Below are 21,807 nucleotides of genomic sequence, written 5' to 3' on the forward strand. Positions count from 1 at the left end.
ACCGTCACGCGCTCTTCCCGCCACGTACGGATCGCGGGTCGGGCTCCCCCGACCCGCGCCCGAGCCCCGCCGTTCAGGACTCGACGAACAACTCCGCAGCATCCGTGACGTGCACCGCCCGCTGCGCCCAGATTTCGAGCTGGTCCAGATCGGCGCAGGCGTCCACCCGCTTGCGCACGGAGTCGCTCACCGCGATCCCCCGCCACTCCAGAACACGCAACACCATCTCGGCACGCTCCTGAACACGCCCCTCCTCGCGGCCTTCCTCCCGCACCTGCTCCGCCAGCGGGTGCCGCCAGAAGTACTGCATCGCCGTCATCAGGTCCCTCCACATCTGCTTCGCCTGGGGATCGACCAGGCACGAGTCGACGAACTGCACGAAGACCGCGGCACTGTCGCGGTCGATGGTCTTCAAGGCGGCTGCCAGCGACTCCAGTATGGCCGCAGCGTTCCGCCCCCGCCCGTGTGTCATGGCCGAAAGCACCGCAAGAGGTACGTCCCGTACCGCCTCCCGCTCATCCGCGATCACCGGCACGTTCTCCGGCCCCAGCACCAGCGGCCGCACCGTCAATGACTCCCACCCCCGCAAGCCGAGCTGGATCGGCTGCGCCGCCCACTTCGCCGTCGCGGCGCTCTGCGTGATCACGATGAGCACCGGCTCCCACCGGTACTTCTCATACAAGTACGACAGGTAGTACGGCCAGCTCCCCCGCTTACGGCCGTCCACCTCCCCCTGCGACTCGACAACCAGGAGGTACGTCCCCTCGTCCGTCTCCGCCCGCAGCAACGTGTCCACCCGACGCTCGACCGGCTCGATCTCCGTCAGATCCACGTTCATCGCCGCGAACTCCCGCGTCTCCGGAAACGGCACCCCCAGAACCCGCTGCAACGCATGCGTCAACAACCCCGGATCCTTCTGGAAGATCCGGTGCAACGCCTCATGCGACGACCCCACCATCACGCCACCCCCAACTCACACCACACGAACTTGCCCCGCTCCCCGAACCGGGCGGACGGCTGCCAGCCCCAGCAGTCGGCACACGCGACCACCAGCCCCAACCCCCGCCCCGCCTCTTCGAGCTCCGTCACCGCCTTCAACGACCCCGGCGGCTCCGGAGGCACGGGATCCGCATCCCACGCCCCGATCCACACCACCCCCTCCGGGGAACGCCGCACCCTCAGCGCCGCCGGCCCCTTCGTATGCCGCACCGCATTGGAAACCAGTTCGGCGGCAAGCAACTCGGCCGTGTCCGCGAGGCCGTTCAATCCGTGCATCGTCAGGATCAGGCGCAGGGTGCGACGGCAGATGGTGACCGCTCTCAGGTCGTTGGGAACGTAGAGCGTGTAGTCCCAGGACTCGGGCATGCGTCATCAACTCCGGTCGAATGAAGGGGATTTCACGCGCGGTGGCATCGCCGCACGACAGAGGCGCGGTGCACTTTCACAGCGTGTCCGTTACGTCACCGACGGTAGAGTCACAATTTGGGACGGCGCAAGTCGCCGCCGTAATCTTCCCCTCGAACGAGGTTCTGCTTCACGGCGGTTCCTGGCGAGGAGGAAGACATGACGCGCAGGAAACAGCCCACCGCACGCCAGGCGCGTCTGGGTTCCGAGCTGCGCAAACTCCGTGAGGGCGCAGGACTCAAGGGATTGGAGGCCGCCGCACTGCTGGGGACGGACTCGGCGCAGATCAGCCAGATCGAGTTCGGTACGGCAGGCGTGAGCGAGGACCGGGTGCGGAGACTCGCCGCCCATTACTCCTGCATGGATGTGGAGTTGGTCGAGGCGTTGGTGGTGATGGCGACGGACCGGACCCGGGGGTGGTGGGAGAAGTACCGGGGCCTGCTGCCGACGTCCTTCCTGGATCTCGCCGAGCTGGAATACCACTCCTCGTACCGGCTCGACGTGGAGTTCCTGCACATTCCCGGCCTGTTCCAGACGGAGGACTACGCCCGCGCCGTCTTCTCCTACCGGGTGCCCGAACTCCCGGCGAGCGATCTCGAGCTGCGCGTCCGCCACCGCATGGAACGGAAGGCGGTCCTGGAGGAGCCGGCCCGCGTTCCCTACGAGGCCGTGATCCACGAGGCAGCCCTGCACATCAGGGTGTGCGACCGGGTCGCCACACGTGTTCAGCTCGGCCGTCTCCTGGAGTTCTCCGAGGCAGAGCACATCACCGTCCGGGTCATCCCGTTCGACCTGGACGGCTTCGCCGGAGCGACGAACGCCATGATGTACGCGGGTGGTGCGGTGCCCAAACTGGACACGGCGGTGCGCGATGCACCGCAGGGCGCGGGGTTCATCGACTCCGAGGCCCAACTCGGCGCATTTCGAACGCTCTTCCGTAAGGTGGAGTCCGCGTCCCTCGGCCCCGAGCGGTCGCGCGATTTCATCCACAACCTGACGAAAGAGCTGTGAGGCACACCGTGACCCCTGACAACTGGCGCAGGTCGTCCTACTCGGGAAGCGGCGACGGCAACAACTGCGTCGAGGTAGCACCCCGCCCCACCCACATGTCCGTCCGCGACTCCAAAGCCCCCACCAGAGCCACCCTCACCTTCCACCCTCACGCCTTCGCCGCCTTCCTCGGCGCCCTGCAAGCCGCTCATCCCCGAGTCACCAGCTCCACCTCGAAGCCGTCCTCGTTCTCCAGGTACGCCGCGTAGTGGTCCGGCCCGCCGGCGAACGGATGGCGGTCCGGGAACAGCAACGTCCACCCGTGTGCCGGAGCGGCTTCCGTGAGCGCGTCGACCGTCGCCCGGTCCGGTGCGTGGAACGCCAGGTGGTTGAGGCCCGGTCGCATGCGGTCGTGCCCGGCGTCGCCGCCCCGCATCGCCGGTGATCGCTCGACCACCACATATGTCTCCCCCAGCCGCCAGCTCCGCCCGTCCGGCCAGTTCTGGTACGGCGTCCAACCCAGGCTTCCCAGCAGCCAGCCCCAGGACCCCGTCGCCCGGTCCAGGTCCGGCACCCACAGCTCTACGTGATGAAGCACCCTCGGTCCAGAGAAAGTTGATAGAAGTTCAAGAAGAAGGCCGTTCCTGACCCTGTGTTCAACATCATGTGGCACACTGCCGCGGTGGTCGATCATTCGTACGCGGATCTCTCGCTCGCCGCGCTCTACGACAACCTCAACCCGTGGGGGCCGGGTGACGACTTCTACCTGGACCTGGTGATGTCCGCCGGGTCGGTGCTCGATGTCGGCTGCGGGACCGGGCGGTTGCTGCGCGAGGCGCGGGCCGCGGGGCACGGTGGGTCGCTGATGGGGCTGGAGCCGGCCGCGGCGATGCTCGTGCAGGCGCGGCGAGCCGAACCCGCTGTCGAGTGGGTGCTCGGTGATCTGCGGACCCGGCACTGGGACACCGAGGACTTCGACCTCGTCGTGATGACCGGTCACGCCTTCCAGGAGCTGCTCGGGGACGAGGAGCTGCGGGCGGCGCTGACCGCCGTACGCACCGCGCTGTCCGCGACGGGGCACTTCGTGTTCGAGACCCGCAACCCCGCCGCCCGGGCCTGGGAGGGCTGGACCCCCGACCGCGTGCGTCAGGTCACCGGCCGGGACGGCGTTGCCGTCCGGGTCTGGCACGAGGTCGAGGGGGTGCCGAGCGGAGAGCGGGTGACCTTCACCGAGACGTACGACGGGGCACCCTGGCCCCAGCCCCAGGTGTGCCGGTCCACCCTGCGATTCCTCGGCAAGGACGCCCTCTCCGCCTTCCTCGCCGACGCCGGTCTGGAGGTCGTCGAGCAGTACGGCGACTGGGCATGCGGGCCGCTGTCCCCCGGCAGCCCCGAGATCATCACGGTCGCCCGGCGCGCCTGAGCCGCTCCCGTCGCTACGGCAAGGCGGACAGAGAACCGCCGAGGTGAACCGCCTTGGCGGAGCGGGCGGCCCACCGGCCCACGCGAGACCGGGAGCGGGCCGCCGCCCCACCGGTCCCGAGAGCGTCACCGTGCCGATAGCACGTCGGTCTACCCCTCGCCCGCCTCCTCCAGCGCCGCCAGCGCCGGATCCAGCACGATGTCCTCGTCCCGGGCCTCCGTCGTCGGGTCCTCCGGGAAGTGGCAGGCCGTGAGGTGGCCCGCGTGGTTGCCGGAGATCTGGACCAGCGGGGGTTCCTCCGTCGCGCACTTGTCCTGGGCCTTCCAGCAGCGGGTGCGGAAGCGGCAGCCGGACGGCGGGGAGATGGGGGACGGGACGTCGCCGGCCAGGCGGATGCGTTCGCGGCCGGCCGAGTCGGCGTCGGCTGTGAGGTTGACCTCGGGGACGGCGGACAGCAGGGCGTGGGTGTAGGGGTGGCGGGGGCGGGTGTAGATCGCCTCCCGGTCGCCGACCTCGATGATCTTGCCGAGGTACATCACCGCGACGCGCTGCGAGAAGTGCCGTACCACGGCCAGGTCGTGGGCGATGAACAGGAACGCGATGCCCAGTTCCTTCTGCACCTCCTGGAGGAGGTTGACCACCTGGGCCTGGATGGAGACGTCCAGGGCCGAGACCGGTTCGTCGGCGACGATCAGCTTCGGCTCCAGGGCCAGGGCGCGGGCCACGCCGATGCGCTGGCGCTGGCCGCCGGAGAACTCGTGCGGGAAGCGGTTGTAGTGCTCGGGGTTCAGGCCGACGATCTCGAGGAGTTCCCGGACCCGCTTCTCGCGGCCGCCGTCCGGTTCTACCCCGTTGATCTCCATCGGACCCGAGATGATCTTTCCGACCGTCTGGCGCGGGTTCAGCGACGAGTACGGGTCCTGGAAGATCATCTGGATCTCGGAGCGGATCGGTGCCAGCTCCCTGCGCGACGCGTGGCTGATGTCCTGGCCGCGGTAGCTGATCGTGCCGCTCGTCGGTTCCAGCAGGCGGGTGATCAGGCGGCCGGTGGTCGACTTGCCGCAGCCGGACTCGCCGACCAGGCCGAAGCTCTCGCCCACCCGGACGGTCAGGTCGATGCCGTCCACGGCCTGGACGTGCCCGATCGTGCGCCGGATCGGGAAGCCGCCCTTGACCGGGAAGTACTTGGTCAGGCCGGAGACCTCGAGCAGCGGTTCACCGGCAGTCGCCTCGCGCGGGGCGGGAAGGACCGTGTCCTGGGTCATGACGTGTCGTCTCCTAGCCCAGACCGGGCTTGATCTCTTCGAGGAAGATGGTGCGTTTCTGGTCCGCCGTGAGGTGGCACGCCGAGGAGCGGTCGGGGGCCAGCAGGGGACGTTCGGTGACACAGCGGGTGCCACCGACCCGGTCCTGGAAGGTGCAGCGGGGGTGGAAACGGCAGCCGGAGGGCGGGGCCAGCAGGGAGGGCGGGGTACCGGGGATCGGGTTGAGCGGCAGGGCCAGGTCGGAGTCCAGGCGTGGCATCGAGTTCAGCAGGCCCCAGGTGTACGGGTGCTGGGGCGCGCGCAGGACCTCGTCCGTCGAGCCTCGCTCCACCGCGCTGCCCGCGTACATCACCATGATGTCGTCGGCCATGTCGGCGATCACCCCCAGGTCGTGGGTGATGAAGATGATGCCCGATCCGAACTCCTGTTGCAGGTCCTTGAGCAGGTCCAGGATCTGCGCCTGGACGGTCACGTCCAGGGCGGTGGTCGGCTCGTCGGCGATCAGCAGGTCGGGGTCGCAGACCAGGGCCATCGCGATCATCGCGCGCTGCCGCATACCGCCGGAGAACTGGTGCGGGTAGTCCTTCGCCCGCTCCTTCGGGTTGGGGATGCCGACCTTGGCGAGCATCTCGACCGCCCGGTCCCAGGCCGCCCGCTTGGAGGCGCCCCGGTGTTTCATGAACGGCTCGGCGATCTGCCGGCCCACCGTGTAGTACGGCGACAGCGCGGTGAGCGGGTCCTGGAAGATCATGGCGGCCTTGTTGCCGCGCAGCTTCTCCAGTTCCGACTCACGGGCGGTGATCAACTCCTGGCCGTCCAGGAGGATCTCGCCCTCGACCGTGGTGAACTGCGGGTTGTGCAGGCCGAGGATGGTCAGGTTGGTGACCGACTTCCCGGAGCCCGACTCGCCGACGATCCCGAGGGTCCTGCCGCGCGCCACGTCGAACGACAGCCCGTCCACGGCCCGTACCACACCGTCCTCGGTCCTGAAGCTGACATGCAGGTCCCGCACCGAGAGGAAGGCACCCGGGCCGGCCGGTGCGGGGGTGCCGGCGTCCTTGGTCAGAGTGGTCACGACGGTTCTCCTCTTGACCGGCCTAGGCCAGCCGGACGCGCGGGTCGATGAACGCGTAGGCCGCGTCGACGATGATGTTGAACAGCAGGATCATGGCGGCCGAGAACAGCATCACGCCGAGGAGCAGCGGCAGGTCGCTGAAGAACACGGACTGTACGGCGAGCTGGCCGAGACCCGGCAGGCTGAAGGTGTACTCGGTGATGATGGCGCCGCCGAGCAGGGCGCCGAGGTCGATGCCGAAGATGGTGACGATCGGGATGAGCGAGCCGCGCCAGGCGTAGCGGAAGAAGACGTACTGACGGGACATGCCCTTGGCGCGGGCGGTGCGCACGTGTTCCTCCTGGAGCTGCTCGATCATCGACGAGCGCGCCATACGGGTGTACTGCGCGGCGAAGATCGTGGACAGCACCACCCAGGGGATGATCAGCCCGGTGAACCAGGTGACCGGGTCGGCGGTGAAGTTGTTGTACGCCGGTTTGTCGAACCAGTGGGTCTGGTAGACGAGGACGGCGAGCGCGAGCGGGCCGAGGAAGTAGATCTGCATGGAGCTGAGCACCATGGCTCCGGCGGTGGCGGTCTTGTCGATCAGCGTGCCGCGCTTCCAGGCCGCCAGGAGACCGGTGCCGAGACCGATGATCAGGAAGCAGACCGCACCGCCCAGGGTGAGGGAGACCGTGGTGGGCAGCCGGTCCATGAGCGTCTGCCAGACCAGGTCGTTGGTGTGGTACGAGTACCCGAAACAGGGGGCGGGGCAGGGACCCTGGTCGAACTGGTTGCTGCCCAGCACCAGGTTGTGCAGGAAGATCCAGTACTGCTCGGGGATCGACTTGTCGAGGCCGAGCACATGGTGGATGTTCGCGAGCGACGTCGGGTTGCACGTCTTGCCGCACATCAGCAGCGCCGGGTCCCGGGGCATCCCGAAGAACAGCAGGAACGTGACGATGCTCAGCAGGAACAGGATGACGATCGCACCGAGGGTCCGGCGGACGAGGAAACGCAGCATGACAGGGGCAGCTCTCTCGCGTCGACTGGCCGGGCGGTACCCGGTACGCCGTGACCCGCGCGGGGCGGACGGACGTACCGGGTACCGGACCGAAGGCGGCGGTTACTTGATGTAGAGGCGACGCGGGTCGATGCCGCCGATCACGTTGTCGTAGACGAGGCCGCCGACCTTGGAACCGGCGATCTGGACCTGCTTGTAGTACGCGGTCGGAACGGCGTTGACGACATCGGTGAGCAGGTACTTGTCGATCTTCTCCCAGGCCGCGGCCGACTTGGCCGGGTCGGTGAGCGCGTTGGCGGCGTCGATGTCGCTGTTGACCTTGGGGTCGTTGACGTGCGAGTAGTTCGGCGAACCGTCGGCGATCGCCCGGCCGTCGTACAGCGGCGGGATCACGGTCGAGGCGGACGGCCAGTCGGCGCCCCACGCGGTGTGGTAGATGTCGTAGTTGTTGTCGACCTTGCCGATCTGGTCGTAGTACGTCTCGGCCGGGATCTCCTGGCGCTGGACGTTGAAGCCGGCCTTCTCCAGGCCCGCCGCCATGGCTGTGGAGTACTGCTGGCCCTCCGGGGTGTTGATGTAGCCGAAGGTCAGCTTCATGCCGACCTTGCCGGCCTCCTGGAGGAGCTTCTTGGCCTTGGCGGGGTCACCCGCGGGCTTCGCCTTCTTGCCGAACGGGTCGAAGGAGGAGTCGTACCCGGTGACGGTCGGGGAGATCAGACCGCCGGCGACCTCCATGGCGTCGTTGCCGCCGTAGGCGCGGATGAACGGCGTGATGGGCAGCGCGTACGCGATGGCCTCACGGATCTTCTTGTCCTTGATGTGGTTCATGTTGATGTTCATCTGGCCCACGTACGGCTGGTAGCCGGCGACCGTACGGGCCTTGAGGGTCGAGTCGCTGAGGACCTTGGACAGGTTGCCCGCGTCGACCTGGTTGTTGAAGCTGACGCCGGTCTGGTCGGTGCCGCTGTCCGCGAGCAGCGCCTTCGTGGACGTCTCGAACTGCTGGTTGAAGGTGAAGTCCATCTCGTCGACGTACTGGTTGCGGATCGGGTCCGTCTTCGGGTCCCAGTTGGTGTTCTTGACGAGAACCATCGACTTGCCGGACTTGAACGACTGGATCTTGTAGGGGCCGCTCGTGACCGGGTTCTTGTCGTACTTCGCCTGGGTGTCGCCCTTCTTGGACACCACCGCGTAGCCCGCCATCGCGAGGGCGTAGGGCAGGTCCGGGTGGGCCGTCTTGAAGTGGAAGACGATGGTCTTGGAGTCGGGCGTCTCCAGGACGCTGTCCGGCAGGTGCTTGCCCTTGTACGGGCCGTCCGGCAGCAGCTTGCGGTAGTCGGCGCCCGTGGTGTCGGCCAGCCACTGCTGGAGGTAGGTCGGGCCCTGGTTGACGAAGGACGCGAAGAGACGCTCGAAGGTCTGCCGGAAGTCCGCCGACGTGATCGGCGTGCCGTCGGCGAACTTGATGCCGTCCTTGAGGGTGTACTTCCAGGTCTTGCCGCCGTCGGTGGTGGTACCGGAGTCGGTGGCGAGGTCACCGACGACCTCGTGGCCCACGCCCTTGTCGTCGGTCGACTTGTAGCCGGTCAGGCCTCTGTGGAGCAGCGTCGCCAGGGAACCCTCGTCGGAGACGTAGATCTGGGCCGGGTCGAGGTGCGCGTAGCTGTCCCGCTGGAGGACCTCCAGCTTGCCGCCGGTCTTCGCACCCGGCACCGCCTTCGCGGGCCCCGTGGAGTCCGCAGCGTCGCCGAACTTGATGGCCGCCTGCTGTGCCTTGGCGTTCTTCTGGTCCTGCTTGTTGTTGTCGCTCGCATCGCTGCCCCCCTTGCTGCAAGCGGTGAGCACGAGAGCTCCGGCCGCGAGCACTGAGACCGCCGTGTATGCGTGGCGTCCGCCCCTACTCATCACTGAAATTTCCACCTATCTCCGTGTCACCGGTACACAAACGGGAATTGCCGTGCGGTATCCGGGCGAGGACGCCCAATCCCTGGGTCAGCGCGCCGTCTTGGGGTCGAAGGCGTCGCGGACCGAGTCCCCGAGCAGGTTGAAGGCCACGATGAAGATGATCATCGAGACGCCGGGGAAGAACATGTAGGTGATGTCGTTCTGCAGAACGAGTTCGGTCGATGCCTTGGAGAACATCTGGCCCCAGTCGGGGGTCGGTTCGACCACGCCGACACCCAGGAAGGACAGGCCCGCCTCGATGGTCACGAAGCTCGGCAGCAGGTAGGTGGCCTGCACCAGCAGGGGTGTGACCACGTTGGGCAGGATCTCCCTGCGGATGATCCGCCAGGGGGACGCTCCGCTGACCCGGGCCGCCTCGATGAACTCGCGTTCCCTGATGGACAGCGTCGTGCCGCGCAGGATGCGGGCGAGGCTCATCCAGCCGAGCACCCACTGGACGACGATCAGCGCGACCACGCGCACATAGGTCGGGGTCTCGTCACGCGGGCTGACGAAGAGGGAGACCACGACCGGCATGCTGGCGATGAAGAACAGCTGCGAGGGGAAGGCGAGCAGGAAGTCGATCAGCCGGCCGATCCAGTAGTCGGTCCTGCCACCGAGGTAGCCGGCCGTGACGCCGAGGAGGATGCCGGTGAGGACCACCGCGACGGTCACCGCGAGGGAGATGAACAGTGACGTGCGGATCCCGTAGATCAGCTTCGTGAACACGTCGTAGCCGTTGCCCGGTTCGAGGCCGAACCAGAACTCGCTGCTGATGCCGCCGTTGGGCTGGACCGGCACGCCCGCGCTGTCGAAGAGCTCGGGTCGTTCGTCCGCGTACACGGTGTACGGGTTCTTGCCGTACAGCTTCGAGATGAGCGGGGCGAGCAGGGCGATCAGGAAGAAGAAGCCCACGACGTAGGCGGAGATGACACCGGTGCGGTCGCGCTTGAAGCGTATCCACATCAGCTGGCCCGGCGACCGGCCCTCGACCTTCACCGTCCCGGTGTTCGTGTCGGGCTGGGGTCCGCCGTCCACGACGGCCGACCTTCCGCCGCCCTCAATGTCCGTAGGACTTGTCACAGTTCGTCCAATTCACAGGTATGGGTGTGCCGAACCGGCGACCGGCGCGGGCGCGCGGCCACCGAGGCGTGATCCGATGAGCGGTGTGATCCGATGAAGCGTCAGGACATCCCCGCGGTGAGCGGAAATGCCGCAGCCGGACGCGCGTAGGCGAACGACGGCGCTACACGGCCGACCACTGCTTCAGGACGAACCGCCGGACGAGCGAGGGCGGCCGGACGGAACGGACGACACGGACGGAACAGATGGAACGGACGATGGAACCCACCTGGTGCCTGTGACACTGCACATGGGACTTCTCCTCATGACTTCACGTGTTCACCAACAGGAGGCTTCCGTCCATACCCTCCGACACCCCTGACGGAGGGTCAGACACCCCCTGGTGCTCGTGAGTCGGGCGCTGTCCCCACAACGCGAGACCCATTGACCCGAGCGCTACGCGGCTAACTATCTGCCATGAGCCAGGTGCCGACCACTGTCTTTAAATCTCAATTCAGTCACAGCTGGCACGTAGTTCTTCCGAAAAATGGACAAAGTGTTCGACGGGAGAAGGCCGCGAAACGGACTTGTTACATGGCTATCGGGCGAGGATCTCCGCATTTCGGACAAGGGCTCGAAGTTGGCCGAGTCCCGCCCCACCGAAAAAGGGTTGCGAAAAACCCGGGCACCCCCATCATGGGGGCACCCGGGCTCGGATGTCCTGCGATCGCCCTGCGATCAGCCGTGCTTGGCGCGGCTGGCGGCGCGGGCCCGCTCGCGGGCGTCCAGGTTCACCTTGCGGATGCGAACGGCCTCCGGGGTCACCTCGACGCACTCGTCGTCACGGCAGAACTCCAGCGACTGCTCCAGCGAGAGCTTGCGCGGCGGCACGATCGCCTCGAACGAGTCGGCCGACGAAGACCGCATGTTCGTGAGCTTCTTCTCCTTGGTGATGTTCACGTCCATGTCGTCGGAGCGCGAGTTCTCGCCGACGATCATGCCCTCGTACACCTCGGTGCCGGGGTCGGTGAAGAGCACACCGCGCTCCTGGAGGTTCGTCATCGCGAACGCGGTGACGGCACCGGCGCGGTCGGCGACCAGCGAACCGTTGTTACGGGTCTGGAGGGCGCCGAACCAGGGCTCGTGCCCCTCGTGGATGGAGTGTCCGATACCCGTGCCGCGCGTCTGCGTCAGGAACTCGGTCCGGAAGCCGATGAGACCGCGGGACGGCACCACGAACTCCATGCGGACCCAGCCCGAGCCGTGGTTGGACATGTTGTCCATCCGGCCCTTGCGGACGCCCATGAGCTGCGTGACGGCGCCCATGTGCTCCTCGGGCACGTCGATCGTCATGCGCTCGACCGGCTCGTACGTCTTGCCGTCCACCTGCTTCGTGACGACCTGCGGCTTGCCGATGGTCAGCTCGAAGCCCTCACGGCGCATCTGCTCGACCAGGATGGCGAGCGCCAGCTCACCACGGCCCTGGACCTCCCAGGCGTCCGGACGCTCGGTGTCGAGCACCCGGAGGGAGACGTTACCGACCAGCTCGCGGTCGAGGCGGTCCTTGACCTGGCGGGCGGTGACCTTGCGGTCCTTGACCGCGGCCTTGTTGTCGGCACCCTTGCCGGTACCGCCACGGCCGACCAGCGGCGAGGTGTTCGTACCGATGGTCATCGAGATCGCCGGCTCGTCGACCGTGATCAGCGGCAGCGGGATCGGGTTCTCGGGGTCGGCGAGGGTCTCGCCGATCATGATGTCCGAGATACCGGCGACGGCACAGATGTCGCCCGGGCCGGCCATCTCGGCGGGCTTGCGGGTGAGCGCCTCGGTCATCAGGAGCTCGGTGATGCGCACGTTGGACATCGTGCCGTCACGCTTGATCCAGGTGACGGTCTGGCCCTTGCGCAGCTCGCCCTGCTCGACGCGGAGCAGCGCGATACGGCCGAGGAAGTTGTCGGCGTCCAGGTTGGTGACGTGTGCCTGGAGCGGGGCCTCCTCGTCGTACTGCGGGGCCGGGACGTGGGACAGGATGGTGGAGAAGAACGGCTCCAGGCTGTCGCTGTCCTGCGGGACGGTGCCGTCCTCGGGCTTGGTCAGCGAGGCCACGCCGTCCCGCGCACACGCGTAGACGATCGGGAACTCGATCTGCTCCTCGTCCGCGTCCAGGTCCAGGAAGAGGTCGTAGGTCTCGTTGACGACCTCGTCGATCCTGGAGTCCGGACGGTCGGTCTTGTTGATGCACAGGATGACCGGCAGCCGCTGCTGGAGCGCCTTGCGCAGCACGAAGCGGGTCTGCGGCAGCGGGCCCTCGGAGGCGTCGACCAGCAGCACCACCGCGTCCACCATCGACAGACCGCGCTCGACCTCGCCACCGAAGTCGGCGTGGCCCGGGGTGTCGATGATGTTGATGGTGATGACGTCGCCGCCATCCTTGGGGTGGTACTTCACGGCCGTGTTCTTGGCCAGGATCGTGATGCCCTTCTCACGCTCCAGGTCGTTTGAGTCCATCATTCGGTCGTCGAGCGACTCGGCGGCGTGCGCAGCGAAGGCACCGGCCTGCTTCAGCATGGCGTCGACGAGGGTCGTCTTGCCGTGGTCGACGTGGGCGACGATGGCGACGTTGCGGATGTCGTGGCGCGTGGCCATAGTGCGGCGTACTCCCGGAGTGTGAGGAAGGGGCCTGCGCGTACGTCGGTGTTACGCGGACCCTGCCGGGCTGAACACGCCACGGCCTCACCCCATGGTACGGGGCCGCTGCCACTAAGGCGCGCCGGGATACGTCAGTGCACTTCAGCTTGGTTTTCTGCGTACCCGGCGCTGCTCGCCGTGCCCACCCTCCCCCACGCTCGGCTTCGCTCGCGCGGGGGCGCCCCCATCGCCCTGCGGAACGCCTGCCCACGGCGGTCACTCACTTGCTCGGGCTCGGCGACACCTTCGCGCCCTTCTTCAGGAAGCCCATGTCCTGGTAGACCGGCGTCTGGAAGCCGAAGGCGCCCACGTTCACCAGGTCCTTGCGCGCGCCCACGATCTGTGGCCGCTGGTACAGCGGCAGCGACCCGGCCGCCGCCCAGATCCTGGAGTCCGCCTTGCGCAGCAGCCCGTCCGCCTCGTCCTCGTCCAGCGTGCCGAGCGCCTGGTCGAAGAGCTGGTCCACCTGGTCGGTGCCGACCCGCGTGTAGTTCTGCTCGACGTTCAGCGACCCGTCGGCCGCCACCACCGGCTTCGCGTAGATCGGCCGGGCGTCCGTCGCCGGGAACGCGGACGACGGCCACGAGTACAGCGCGAGGTCGTACTGCCCGGACGCGATGTGGTCCTTGAAGTAGCTGTCGTCCGAGACCTTCTTGATCTCGGTCACGATGCCCACCTTGTCCAGCATCTTCGAGATCCGGTCGGCGACCGTCTGGAGCGTCTCCGAGCCCGGCCCCGACGGCAGCACGAACCGCAGTGAGAGCGCCTTGCCGTCCTTGGCCAGCGGCCCGGCCGGCGCCCCCGCGCCCCTGGGCGCCGCCGTGCCCTTCGGCGCGTACGCCCCGGGCGCCCCGTGGGCGTGGTCCTTCTGGTGGTCGCGGGTGTCCTTGTCGTGGGCCTTGTCGTCCTCCCCGACGATGTACTGCCCGTCGTGCCCGCCGTCCGACTCGTCGCCCTTGTCGCCCTTCTTCTTCTCGTCCTCCGCGCCTGCCGCCTTGCCGCCGGTCTTGATCGGCCCGCCGGCCACCCAGCCCGCGTCGGCGAGCAGCGCCTGCGCCTCGTGGGCGTCCAGGTCGCCGACGGCCCCGCTGCCGTCGGTGTAGGCGGCCTGCCCGGACAGCGCGACATGGCTGCCGACCGGCACCGCGGGCAGCCCCAGCGGGGTGAGCACCAGCTTGGCGAGCGCCTTGCGGTCGAGCGCGCGGGCCACGGCCCGGCGCACCCGCTCGTCGGCGAGCGGGCCCTCGGAACCGTTGAGGGCGAGCTGGGTGAAGGCGGGCTCCAGCGACTTGCGGACCTCGAAGTCGCGCAGCTCGTGCTGCTGCTCCAGCCACTTGGCGATGCTCCTGCGGAGCTTCTTCGGCCCGTCGGGGAGCTTCTCCTCGTCCATGCCGAGGGTCAGCGCCCAGGACCGCAGCTTCTTCGCGGAGGTCTTCCCGGCGCCCTGCAGCGGCAGCCCGGTGCCCTTCTCGCGGCCGGCGATGCTGATCCGCTCGGCCTCGGAGGCGTCGATGTCGGCGACGTCGACCGTGCCGGCGGCGAGCGCGGACGCCCGCTTCTCGCGGTCCACGGCGTGCAGGTCGATCTCGTCGAGCTTGGCGGGGCGGCCCCACCAGCGCGGGTTGCGGGTGAGGACGACGTCCTTCTTGGCGGTGTCGACCTTGTCGACCCGGAAGGGGCCCGCGGTGACGGCGAGCTTGCGGCGGGCGCCGTCGTTGAAGGCGTCCGGGGTGCCCATGACGTCCTTCGGGTACAGCGGCGAGAACAGCGACTTCCAGTCGGCGTACGGCCGGTCGAAGGTGACCCGGACCTCCAGGTCGTTGGCACCGCGCTCGATCTGGGCGATGCGGTCGTAGCCGGCGTTGCGGGCGGTCCAGTAGGCGGAGTCCTTGCCGGACAGGGCGCGCCACTGGGCGGCGAAGTCGGCGGCGCCGATCTCCCGGCCGTCGCTCCAGACGGCCTGCTGGTCGAGCTTGTACAGGACGACCTGGCGGGGCTCGGTCTCGATGACCTTCGCGGACTCCAGGTAGTCGGGGTTGCGGACCGGCTTCCCGGTGGCGTCGATGGTGAACATCGACGGCAGGACGGCCTGGGCGACCCGGGTGGTGCCCGCGTCGGCGTCGGCCTGGAAGGTGTTGAGGGTCTCCGGTACGGCGTCCACGGCGATCTTCAGGGTGCCGCCCTCGGCGACCGCGTCCCGGGCGACCGGCACGATGTCCTGCCCGGCCAGCGGCTTGCTGCCCTCGTCGTCGGAGCCGCAGCCGGCGAGCAGGGGGACGGCGAGGGCGCCCGCGGCGAGGAACGCGAGGCTTCGCTGGTAGCGCCGCGGGGTAACGCCGTCGTGTGTCTGCGGCGCTGCTGTGGCTGGTCGCGCCCGCGCGGCGGTAGCCGCAAATTCAAGAACGCCCCGCGCCCCTACGGGGCGCTGTCCGGCGCCGACTCCGCGGTGAGACATCTCTGCTACCTCCGTGTGGCCCGGTACCACGGGTGGGGTCTGTTCACGTTTGGGGGTATTTTGGAGTTGATCACATGTACGTCAGAAGTACGGACCCCACTGAAATGGACGGGGTCCGTCGGCCGGGGACGACACGGCGGCGGGGGCTGCCAAAGGCCACCCGTGCGGCCCAATGCCGTGCTCCTCCCCGGCGCACACAGAGCGCGTGCGGGCGTGCGACGGAGGCGCGCAATCCGCCAATCGCTGCACATGGCTTCACATCAGTAGGTGTGACGCGCAACACTCGCAGGCGCATGAACGTTGCCGCCTTGGACCACGAAGTCCGCGGAAGTGAGGTCACGTCATGTCCGTGCACGACGACCTGACGTCAGTCCAGCGTTGCCTAGAAGACCTGAACCGGTCCGTCGGCCGCCTGGAGCAGCAGCTCGGGAGCGGCGGACTGGAGATGCGCCGCGTCCGATCCGACGCCGATCACCTGCGCGAGAGCGTGGCACTGCTGCGGGAGGCGGCCAACACCGGCGCCCCGGGCAAACGCCCCGAGCTCGTGACCATCTCCGACGATCCGTACGACATCAACCTGTGGACGGACACGGACGACGAGGGTCTCGGCGCCCGCGACCGGCACGCCCCGTAGGAGCGCCGCCCGCAGGGACCCGACCCCCGACCCGACCGGAGTCATCCGTTGGCCACTGGTACGGAACCACATCAGAACAGCGGCGGCGTACGCACCCGTACGCGCGCCGCGATCTCCGCCCCGCACCTGCGGACCGACCGCTGGTGGCTGGCACCCGCCGTCACCGCGGCCGGTCTGTTCGCGTTCGTCGTCTACTCGACGTGGCGGGCCTTCTCGAACGCGCACTACTACTCGGCGCCGTACGTCTCGCCGTTCTACTCGCCGTGTCTGGCCGAGAACTGCAAGACCATGCCGTCCGGCCCGAACGCCGACCTCTTCGGCAGCTGGTGGGCGATCTCCCCGGCGATCATCATCCTGATCTTCCCGCTGGGCTTCCGCCTGACCTGCTACTACTACCGCAAGGCGTACTACCGCAGCTTCTGGGCGTCCCCGCCGGCCTGCGCGGTGGCCGAGCCGCACGCGAAGTACACCGGTGAGACCCGCTTCCCGCTGATCCTGCAGAACGTCCACCGGTACTTCTTCTACTTCGCCCTGCTGGTCGCCGGCGTGCTGACCTACGACACCGTCCTGTCGTTCCGGGACACGCACGAGAACTGGGGCCACATGGGCCTCGGCACCCTCGTCTTCCTGGTCAACATCGTGCTGATCTGGGCGTACACGCTGTCCTGCCACTCCTGCCGGCACATCGTCGGCGGCAAGCTCAAGCACTTCTCCAAACACCCCGTGCGCTACAAGGCATGGCAGTTCGTGGGCAGGCTCAACGACCGGCACATGCAGCTCGCCTGGGCGTCGTTGGTGAGCGTGGCGCTCGCCGACTTCTACGTCTATCTGCTCGCGTCCGGTGTCTTCGACGATCCGAGGTTTTTCTGATGGCAGCGGTGGAGCGGCAGCAGTGGGACGTCGTGGTCGTCGGCGCCGGCGGGGCCGGACTGCGGGCCGCGATCGAGGCGCGCGAGCGGGGCGCCCGTACGGCGGTGATCTGCAAGTCGCTGTTCGGCAAGGCGCACACGGTGATGGCCGAGGGCGGCATCGCGGCGGCCATGGCCAACGTCAACGAGCACGACAACTGGCAGGTGCACTTCCGCGACACCCTGCGCGGCGGCAAGTTCCTCAACCAGTGGCGGATGGCCGAACTGCACGCCAAGGAGGCCCCGGACCGGGTCTGGGAACTGGAGACCTGGGGCGCCCTCTTCGACCGCACGAAGGAAGGAAAGATCTCCCAGCGCAACTTCGGCGGCCACGAGTACCCGCGCCTGGCGCACGTCGGCGACCGCACGGGACTCGAACTGATCCGGACGCTGCAACAGAAGATCGTCTCGCTCCAGCAGGAGGACAGGAAGGAGACCGGCGACTACGAGTCCCGGCTCAAGGTCTTCCAGGAGTGCACGGTCACCCGGATCCTCAAGGACGGCACGAGGGTCTCCGGGGTCTTCGCGTACGAGCGGGAGACCGGCCGTTTCTTCGTCCTCGAAGCACCCGCCGTCGTCATCGCGACCGGGGGCATCGGCAAGTCGTTCAAGGTGACGTCGAACTCGTGGGAGTACACGGGTGACGGGCACGCGCTGGCCCTGCTGGCCGGGGCGCCGCTGCTCAACATGGAGTTCGTGCAGTTCCACCCGACCGGCATGGTCTGGCCGCCGTCGGTGAAGGGGATCCTGGTCACGGAGTCGGTGCGCGGCGACGGAGGGGTGCTGCGCAACTCCGAGGGCAAGCGGTTCATGTTCGACTACGTCCCGGACGTCTTCAAGGAGAAGTACGCCGAGTCCGAGGAGGAGGGCGACCGCTGGTACGAGGACCCGGACCACAACCGGCGTCCCCCGGAGCTGCTCCCCCGCGACGAGGTCGCCCGTGCGATCAACTCCGAGGTGAAGGCGGGCCGCGGCTCCCCGCACGGAGGGGTCTTCCTCGACGTGTCGACGCGGATGCCGGCCGAGGTGATCCGGCGCCGGCTGCCGTCCATGTACCACCAGTTCAAGGAGCTGGCGGACGTCGACATCACGGCGGAGGCGATGGAGGTCGGGCCGACCTGCCACTACGTGATGGGCGGGGTCGCGGTGGACTCCGACACCGCCGCCGCCCGTGGGGTGCCGGGGCTGTTCGCGGCCGGTGAGGTGGCCGGCGGGATGCACGGCTCCAACCGGCTCGGCGGCAACTCGCTCTCCGACCTGCTGGTGTTCGGACGCCGGGCGGGCTGGCACGCGGCCGACCACGCGGCGGACCTGGACGCCCGGCCGGAAGTGGACGACGAGCAGATCGACGCGGCGGCGGCCGAGGCGCTGCGGCCCTTCTCCGCCGAGGGCCAGGAGCCGGACTCCGGCCCGCCGGAGAACCCGTACACCCTCCACCAGGCGCTCCAGCAGTCCATGAACGACCTGGTCGGCATCATCCGCCGGGAGGGCGAGATGGAGCAGGCCCTGGAGAACCTCGCCGAGCTGCGGGTACGGGCGCGCCGGGCCGGGGTGGAGGGGCACCGGCAGTTCAACCCGGGCTGGCACCTCGCCCTGGACCTGCGGAACATGCTGCTGGTCAGCGAGTGCGTGGCCCGGGCGGCCCTTGAGCGCACCGAGTCGCGCGGCGGCCACACCCGCGAGGACCACCCGGTCATGGACCGCCGGTGGCGCCCGGTCAACCTGCTCTGCCGGCTGACCGACCCCACCGGCGGACTGGCCGCCACCGACCCGGAGCACGGCCAGATCGACCTCACCCGTGAGACCACCGACCCCATCCGAGCCGACCTGCTCGCCCTCTTCGAGAAGGAGGAGCTGGTCAAGTACCTCGCCGAAGAGGAGCTGTACGAATGAGCGGCTACACAGCCCACTTCCGGGTGTGGCGGGGCGACGTCGAGGGCGGCGGCCTGGAGGACTTCAAGGTCGAGGTGAACGACGGCGAGGTGGTCCTGGACATCATCCACCGCATCCAGGCCACCCAGGCCGCCGACCTGGCCGTCCGCTGGAACTGCAAGGCGGGCAAGTGCGGTTCGTGCTCGGCGGAGATCAACGGCCGCCCGCGCCTGCTGTGCATGACCCGCATGTCCGTCTTCGAACAGGACGAGACCATCACGGTCACCCCGCTGCGCGCCTTCCCGGTGATCCGCGACCTGGTCACGGACGTCGGCTTCAACTACCAGAAGGCCAGGGAGGTCCCGTCCTTCGTACCGCCCGCCGACCTCGGCCCCGGCGAGTACCGCATGTACCAGGAGGACGTGGACCGGTCGCAGGAGTTCCGCAAGTGCATCGAGTGCTTCCTGTGCCAGGACACCTGCCACGTCGTCCGCGACCACGAGGAGAACAAGACGGCCTTCGCCGGTCCCCGTTTCCTCATGCGGGTCGCCGAACTGGACATGCACCCGCTGGACGCGGCGGAGACGTCCGGCCTGGACCGCAAGCGCACGGCCCAGGACGAACACGGTCTCGGCTACTGCAACATCACCAAGTGCTGCACGGAGGTCTGCCCGGAGGGCATCCACATCACGGACAACGCCCTGATCCCCTTGAAGGAGCGGGCGGTCGACCGCAAGTACGACCCCCTCGTGTGGCTCGGCTCGAAGATCAGGAGGCGCCCCGCAGGAGGCTGAGCACCTGCCGGAGGTTGGACTCGGCGATGTCCCGCATCGGTTCGCGCTCCGGGAAGTCGCCGTCCAGCAGCCTGAGCGGCCCGGCGACGAGGTTGAGGTGCATCGCAAGGCGGTACAGGGCCGTCCGGTCCTCGTCCAGGTCGGCGGTGCGCAGCAAGTCGTAGGCGGGCCCGAAGCGCAGGTCGAGGAAGACGTGCTCCCATTCGGCGTCGAAGTACATCAGGCCTTCGATGTCGATGAGCGCGGGATCGCCCTCCTCGGTCACCAGGACGTGGTCCGGGCCGAGTTCGCCGTGCACGAGGGAGGCGTGGTCGCGCGGTTCGACCGCGTCGTAGAGCTCGTGCACCCGCTCGGCCAGCGCCTGCCGTACCTCGCGCACCCGGGGGTCCCGCTCGGCCACCTCCGCGATGTCGCGCATCGCGCGGTCCGCGACGACCTGTTCGCAGGAGTTGCCGAGCGGCTTTCCGCCCTCCTCCACCAGGGCGGCCTTGCCGTACCCGGCGGAGACGCGTTCGCGGAGCACGCCGAGGGTCCCCGCCAGCCGGGCCAGCGGCACCCGTGCGGCGCCCGGGTCGCTGCGCAGCAGCACCTCCAGGCTGCCGCCGCGGACGTCCTCGACGACCGCGGCGTAGGCAGGCAGGTGTTCGGCGTCCTCGTCGGCGAAGAGCAGGCGCGGGGTGCGCACGCCGAGTTCGGTCAGCAGGTCGTGGGCGGACAGGAACAGGCCGAGACCGGAGGCGTGCGCGAACGGGTCGCGGATGTCCACGTCGGCGGGCCCCCAGTAGTCCTCCTCCGGAGACCAGACGTACGCGATCGCGCTGCGACCGTTGTCGAGGGCGAGCCGGTAGACGCCTTTCTTGCTCCCGCCGCGCAGCCGGGTGACCGCGGCGGGGGCACGGCCGAGGGCCTCGCGGGAGAGCGACGCGAGGTCGTCACGGGTGAGGTGGGCACGAGCGGTAGTCATGGCGTACGAACCCAGTCCTTCCGATAAGAGGTCCAGTCATCCTCGGTGGCGGCGAAGTCGACGTACAGGGCGACGCCGAAGTTAGCGCGATCCGCGTCCGTGCGTGACAGTCCCAGCCGAACCCCGCGCACGGCCGCCGGCACGGTCTCGGCGTGCGCCCAGTGCCCGAACCGGTTCTCGTGGTAGAAGGGCAGCCCCATGAGGAGGTCGGTCGAACTGGGCGTGACCTCCAGCGCGAGGCTCGTCTGCTGGGCGACATAGCCGCCGTACAGGCTCTGCAGGGGCTGCATGGTGTCGTACGACATCACCGCGATCTGATCCACCCGACGAGCGACTTGCCCGAAATACTCCTGTGACCACCATTTGGGATGACCGGTGACAGTACCCCAGAAGGAGTGAAAGGCCGGGAGCGGGTCGATCTGGTGTGCGGCGACGGAGAGCAGCGGGGTTGCGGGGCGCAGGGCGTCGAGGAGGGCGAGGTAGTTCCGGTCGCCGGAGTGCAGGGGCTCCAGGTCGAAGTGGACCCCGTCGAACCCGGCGCCGACGACCTGCCGCGTCGAATCGACGACGGCGTCCCGCGTCCCTCTCTTCTCCAGATGCATGGCGTACGGCTTCTCGGGCGCGACCTCGTCGCCGAGCCAGGCCTGCACCCGGACGCCGGGGGCTTTTTGATGCACGGCTGTTATCAGCCAACGAGCCTTGGGATAGGCCGATTTGGGCAGCGTGCCGTTGTGCTCAAGTGGTCCGGCATGGAAGTAGAGGTCGCGTATGCCGGTGTCCGCGAGCCGGGCGGCGAGGGCGGTGACGTCGGCGTCGGTCCTACGACCGTCGACCCAGGCGTGACCGAGCCAGAGGGCGTCCCGGCTCCTGCTGTACGTACCGGCCTTCGGGTCGCCGGTGTAGTTGATGCGGAGGGCGGTCTCGGCGATGAGAAGGGGGACCAGCAACACCAGAACGGCACCGAGCCCCAGACGCCGACCCCATCTCCAGATCTTCCTCCCACCCGCCCAACCCGTGCGACTCTCGTCGCCGCCTGCGGGTGGCCCCTGTGGGGGTGCAGACGCGTCGGCGACTGCGGGTGAGACCTGCACGGAGTGCGGTCCGGAGGCGGGCGCGGGTGACGCCTGCGCGGCGCCCTGGTCGGTGGCGGGCGCGGGTGATGCCTGTGCAGGGGGTGGTTCGTCGGTGGGGGCGGGTGGTGTCGGTCGGGGTTCCGGTGTGTCTGCGGCTGTGGGCGGGTCCTGGGCGGAGTTCGGTTCGTCGGTGGTTGTGGGGTCTCGCTCCGGGTTTGGGCTCCGTTTCATGTTCTGTCCCCCTCTTCTCGTT

General features: G+C 68.5%; 19 protein-coding genes. 7 read left to right on the forward strand and 12 right to left on the reverse strand.

Translation table 11 applies throughout. The features are described from left to right. Positions 1 to 73: 73 nt before the first annotated feature. Positions 74 to 958, reverse strand: coding sequence for a hypothetical protein (locus tag ACFWPS_RS15775; RefSeq protein WP_383705399.1), 885 nt, complete (start codon positions 956 to 958; stop codon positions 74 to 76). Continuing rightward, entirely contained in the window at positions 958 to 1,365 is a 408-nt protein-coding gene (locus ACFWPS_RS15780) for an ATP-binding protein (protein ID WP_383705220.1), read from the reverse strand. Before ACFWPS_RS15780 ends, ACFWPS_RS15775 begins: the two co-directional genes overlap by 1 nt. Positions 1,366 to 1,563: 198 nt before the next feature. Here ACFWPS_RS15780 and ACFWPS_RS15785 point away from each other — a divergent pair, with 198 nt between their 5' ends. Both ACFWPS_RS15785 and ACFWPS_RS15790 read left to right on the forward strand, forming a co-directional pair. Next, the gene (locus ACFWPS_RS15785; RefSeq protein WP_383705222.1) at positions 1,564 to 2,415 is read left to right on the forward strand and encodes a helix-turn-helix domain-containing protein; all 852 of its coding nucleotides are present in this window, start codon (positions 1,564 to 1,566) and stop codon (positions 2,413 to 2,415) included. Between the two features lie 8 nt (positions 2,416 to 2,423). Then, positions 2,424 to 2,663: a DUF397 domain-containing protein gene (locus ACFWPS_RS15790; RefSeq protein WP_383705224.1), complete on the forward strand. Its 240-nt coding sequence runs from the start codon at positions 2,424 to 2,426 to the stop codon at positions 2,661 to 2,663. Here the strand turns inward: ACFWPS_RS15790 and ACFWPS_RS15795 are convergent. Then, positions 2,603 to 2,992 carry a VOC family protein gene (locus tag ACFWPS_RS15795; protein WP_383705227.1) on the reverse strand — a complete coding sequence of 130 codons (390 nt, stop codon included), beginning with the start codon at positions 2,990 to 2,992 and terminating at the stop codon, positions 2,603 to 2,605. The genes ACFWPS_RS15790 and ACFWPS_RS15795 overlap by 61 nt on opposite strands. Positions 2,993 to 3,076: 84 nt before the next feature. Here ACFWPS_RS15795 and ACFWPS_RS15800 point away from each other — a divergent pair, with 84 nt between their 5' ends. Beyond that, entirely contained in the window at positions 3,077 to 3,817 is a 741-nt protein-coding gene (locus ACFWPS_RS15800) for a class I SAM-dependent methyltransferase (protein ID WP_383705229.1), read from the forward strand. A 149-nt stretch (positions 3,818 to 3,966) separates the two neighbouring features. Here the strand turns inward: ACFWPS_RS15800 and ACFWPS_RS15805 are convergent, their stop codons facing one another. The 7 genes from ACFWPS_RS15805 to ACFWPS_RS15835 all read right to left on the reverse strand — a co-directional run bounded on the left by ACFWPS_RS15805 (position 3,967) and on the right by ACFWPS_RS15835 (position 15,309). After that, a complete protein-coding gene (locus ACFWPS_RS15805) occupies positions 3,967 to 5,082 on the reverse strand; it encodes an ABC transporter ATP-binding protein (RefSeq protein ID WP_383705231.1) in 1,116 nt (371 codons plus the stop codon). 13 nt (positions 5,083 to 5,095) lie between these two features. After that, a complete protein-coding gene (locus tag ACFWPS_RS15810) occupies positions 5,096 to 6,157 on the reverse strand; it encodes an ABC transporter ATP-binding protein (protein WP_383705233.1) in 1,062 nt (353 codons plus the stop codon). A 22-nt stretch (positions 6,158 to 6,179) separates the two neighbouring features. Continuing rightward, on the reverse strand, positions 6,180 to 7,160 hold the full coding sequence (locus tag ACFWPS_RS15815) for an ABC transporter permease (RefSeq protein WP_383705235.1): 981 nt from the start codon (positions 7,158 to 7,160) through the stop codon (positions 6,180 to 6,182). 102 nt (positions 7,161 to 7,262) lie between these two features. Further along, a complete protein-coding gene (locus ACFWPS_RS15820; protein WP_383705237.1) occupies positions 7,263 to 9,065 on the reverse strand; it encodes an ABC transporter substrate-binding protein in 1,803 nt (600 codons plus the stop codon). Positions 9,066 to 9,152: 87 nt separating this feature from the next. Continuing rightward, on the reverse strand, positions 9,153 to 10,187 hold the full coding sequence (locus ACFWPS_RS15825) for an ABC transporter permease (protein WP_383705238.1): 1,035 nt from the start codon (positions 10,185 to 10,187) through the stop codon (positions 9,153 to 9,155). A gap of 717 nt (positions 10,188 to 10,904) precedes the next feature. Further along, the gene (typA, locus tag ACFWPS_RS15830; protein ID WP_383705240.1) at positions 10,905 to 12,812 is read right to left on the reverse strand and encodes a translational GTPase TypA; all 1,908 of its coding nucleotides are present in this window, start codon (positions 12,810 to 12,812) and stop codon (positions 10,905 to 10,907) included. Positions 12,813 to 13,074: 262 nt separating this feature from the next. Then, complete coding sequence (locus tag ACFWPS_RS15835) at positions 13,075 to 15,309, reverse strand: ABC transporter family substrate-binding protein (protein WP_383705242.1); 2,235 nt, start codon at positions 15,307 to 15,309, stop codon at positions 13,075 to 13,077. A 343-nt stretch (positions 15,310 to 15,652) separates the two neighbouring features. Here ACFWPS_RS15835 and ACFWPS_RS15840 point away from each other — a divergent pair, with 343 nt between their 5' ends. The 4 genes from ACFWPS_RS15840 to ACFWPS_RS15855 are packed head-to-tail and all read left to right on the forward strand — an operon-like array spanning position 15,653 to position 19,517. Then, positions 15,653 to 15,943 (forward strand): hypothetical protein, encoded by a 291-nt coding sequence (locus tag ACFWPS_RS15840; RefSeq protein ID WP_351489927.1) that lies wholly within the window; start codon positions 15,653 to 15,655, stop codon positions 15,941 to 15,943. A gap of 48 nt (positions 15,944 to 15,991) precedes the next feature. Further along, positions 15,992 to 16,813 (forward strand): hypothetical protein, encoded by an 822-nt coding sequence (locus ACFWPS_RS15845; protein ID WP_383705244.1) that lies wholly within the window; start codon positions 15,992 to 15,994, stop codon positions 16,811 to 16,813. After that, positions 16,813 to 18,744: a fumarate reductase/succinate dehydrogenase flavoprotein subunit gene (locus ACFWPS_RS15850; protein ID WP_383705246.1), complete on the forward strand. Its 1,932-nt coding sequence runs from the start codon at positions 16,813 to 16,815 to the stop codon at positions 18,742 to 18,744. The genes ACFWPS_RS15845 and ACFWPS_RS15850 overlap by 1 nt, the downstream gene beginning before the upstream one ends. Next, a complete protein-coding gene (locus ACFWPS_RS15855; RefSeq protein ID WP_217557259.1) occupies positions 18,741 to 19,517 on the forward strand; it encodes a succinate dehydrogenase/fumarate reductase iron-sulfur subunit in 777 nt (258 codons plus the stop codon). Before ACFWPS_RS15850 ends, ACFWPS_RS15855 begins: the two co-directional genes overlap by 4 nt. Here ACFWPS_RS15855 and ACFWPS_RS15860 read toward each other — a convergent pair. Both ACFWPS_RS15860 and ACFWPS_RS15865 read right to left on the reverse strand, forming a co-directional pair. Next, positions 19,492 to 20,481, reverse strand: coding sequence for a phosphotransferase family protein (locus ACFWPS_RS15860; protein WP_383705248.1), 990 nt, complete (start codon positions 20,479 to 20,481; stop codon positions 19,492 to 19,494). The two genes, ACFWPS_RS15855 and ACFWPS_RS15860, sit on opposite strands and share 26 nt — an antisense overlap. Beyond that, positions 20,478 to 21,785, reverse strand: coding sequence for a hypothetical protein (locus tag ACFWPS_RS15865; RefSeq protein WP_383705251.1), 1,308 nt, complete (start codon positions 21,783 to 21,785; stop codon positions 20,478 to 20,480). Before ACFWPS_RS15865 ends, ACFWPS_RS15860 begins: the two co-directional genes overlap by 4 nt. Positions 21,786 to 21,807: the final 22 nt, after the last annotated feature.

This window comes from Streptomyces sp. NPDC058457 (genome assembly GCF_042720695.1).
In the GTDB taxonomy this organism is placed as follows: Bacteria; Actinomycetota; Actinomycetes; order Streptomycetales; family Streptomycetaceae; genus Streptomyces.